Origin of the sequence: uncultured Meiothermus sp. (assembly GCF_937863175.1) — a bacterium.
Lineage (GTDB): Bacteria > Deinococcota > Deinococci > Deinococcales > Thermaceae > Meiothermus.
Genome location: NZ_CALMCQ010000252.1, coordinates 1 through 1,799 on the forward strand (window position 1 = coordinate 1; position 1,799 = coordinate 1,799).

General features: G+C 58.8%; 2 protein-coding genes and 1 pseudogene. All 3 read left to right on the plus strand.

Going from position 1 to position 1,799, the window contains the following annotated elements; all coding sequences use genetic code 11:
• On the plus strand, positions 1-291 hold a 291-nt coding region (locus Q0288_RS09560), incomplete at its 5' end, for a WecB/TagA/CpsF family glycosyltransferase (protein WP_299429799.1).
• Positions 292-302: 11 nt separating this feature from the next.
• The gene (locus tag Q0288_RS09565) at positions 303-1,292 is read left to right on the plus strand and encodes an NAD-dependent epimerase/dehydratase family protein (RefSeq protein WP_299429801.1); all 990 of its coding nucleotides are present in this window, start codon (positions 303-305) and stop codon (positions 1,290-1,292) included.
• Between the two features lie 281 nt (positions 1,293-1,573).
• Positions 1,574-1,799 (plus strand): annotated as a pseudogene (locus Q0288_RS09570) (M23 family peptidase); the annotation flags it as partial.

The window sequence follows — 1,799 nt, forward strand, 5'->3', positions numbered from 1 at the left end:
GACATTATATGGGTGGGCCTCAGTACCCCCAAGCAAGAGCGCTGGATGGCAGCTCACCTGGGCCAAGTGCAGGCTTCGGTCATGATTGGGGTGGGTGCAGCCTTCGACTTCCACGCTGGCCTCAAGCAGCAAGCCCCGCGCTGGATGCAGCGTAGCGGGATGGAATGGTTTTTTCGCATGGTCTCCGAACCCCGGCGGCTGGCCCGGCGCTATCTGCAAAACAACCCCAGGTTTGTGATGGCAGTGCTGATGCAATTGCTGGGCCTGCGTCGCTACAAGCTAGACATCTGAGGAGGAAAAGTATGAAAACAGCTCTCGTTTGCGGTGCAGGTGGGTTTATCGGCGGGCATCTGGTCAAAAAACTCAAAGCCCAGGGTTACTGGGTGCGCGGGGTTGACCTCAAGCGCCATGAATACGTGGAAAGCCCTGCCGATGATTTTGTGGTGGGCGATCTGCGCGATCCACGCCTGGTGGCCCAGGTGATTGACCGCAGGTTCGATGAGGTCTACCAGTTGGCTGCCGATATGGGGGGCGCGGGATTCGTCTTCACGGGCGAGAATGATGCAGCCATCATGCACAACTCGGCCATGATTAACCTGAATGTGCTGGAAGAACTGCACCAGAAGGGCGTGGGCAAAGTCTTCTACTCTTCCTCGGCCTGTATGTACCCCGAGTACAACCAGCTCGACCCCTCCCGGCCCGTCACCGCCGAGGACTCCGCCTACCCCGCTGCCCCCGATAGCGAATACGGCTGGGAGAAACTTTTTAGCGAACGCCTCTATTTTGCCTATCACCGCAACTACGGTATGGACGTACGGGTGGGCCGCTTTCACAATATCTTTGGCATCGAGGGTACCTGGGAGGGTGGCCGCGAGAAAGCGCCTGCGGCCATGTGCCGTAAAGTAGCCGAGACCCCTGAGGGCGGCGTGATTGAGGTGTGGGGTAGCGGTACCCAGACCCGCTCCTTCCTCTATGTGGACGAGTGTTTGGAAGCCATCGAGCGCTTCATGAACAACGACTACATCGGCCCGCTCAACATTGGTTCCGAGGAGATGATCAGCATTAACGACCTGGCCCGCATGACCATCGAAATCTCCGGTAAAAACCTCAGCATCCGCAACGTTCCGGGCCCTACCGGCGTGCAAGGTCGCAACTCCGACAATACCCGCATCCGCGAAAAGCTGGGCTGGGCTCCCCACCGGCCTCTGCACGAGGGTATGGAGCGCACCTATGCCTGGGTAGCGGAGCAAGTTGCCAGAAAGCAAAAGGCCAAGGAGGTTGTAGCTCAGTAAGGTTTGCTCAACCTGTCCCCCTGGCTCTGGTCAGGGGTTTGTTTATACGCTCCGTTGCAAGCGCCTGGCCCAAACTTCGTTTTGTAATACCTGTTGCGAGGCTTGCAGGCTGCCCTTTACACATCCCGCTCCGCAGCCAGTATGTAATCCACTCTAACCCAACCTTTATTGCCATCCGTCAAGCTATAAAAGTGCGGTGGATTACCTGGATAGCTGTTCCTACCCTCCTAATTTCACTGGTCTCGGCGCAGCAATTGCGCTACATCCCTACCCAACCTTATATGCGCGGAGCGGGTGTATGCAACCCAGCCCCAGCCCCACGTAACCCCAGCGAGCAGTCCAGGTGGGAAGAATGGCCTGGCTATCGCGAGCGCATTGCTTTGCTGGCCCCCCGTCTTTTGGGCGAGCCCGACCAGGCCCTGCTGATGCCCGTTCTGGGGGTTCGGGTGCGGCAGGTAGGGGACAGCTTTGGGGCATTGCGCCCCGGAGGCCGCCGCCACGAAGGGC

Excerpts from the sequence above, each read along its gene's own strand:
- Q0288_RS09565 (WP_299429801.1), top strand. The coding sequence starts at position 303 with ATGAAAACAGCTCTCGTTTGCGGTGCAGGTGGGTTTATCGGCGGGCAT.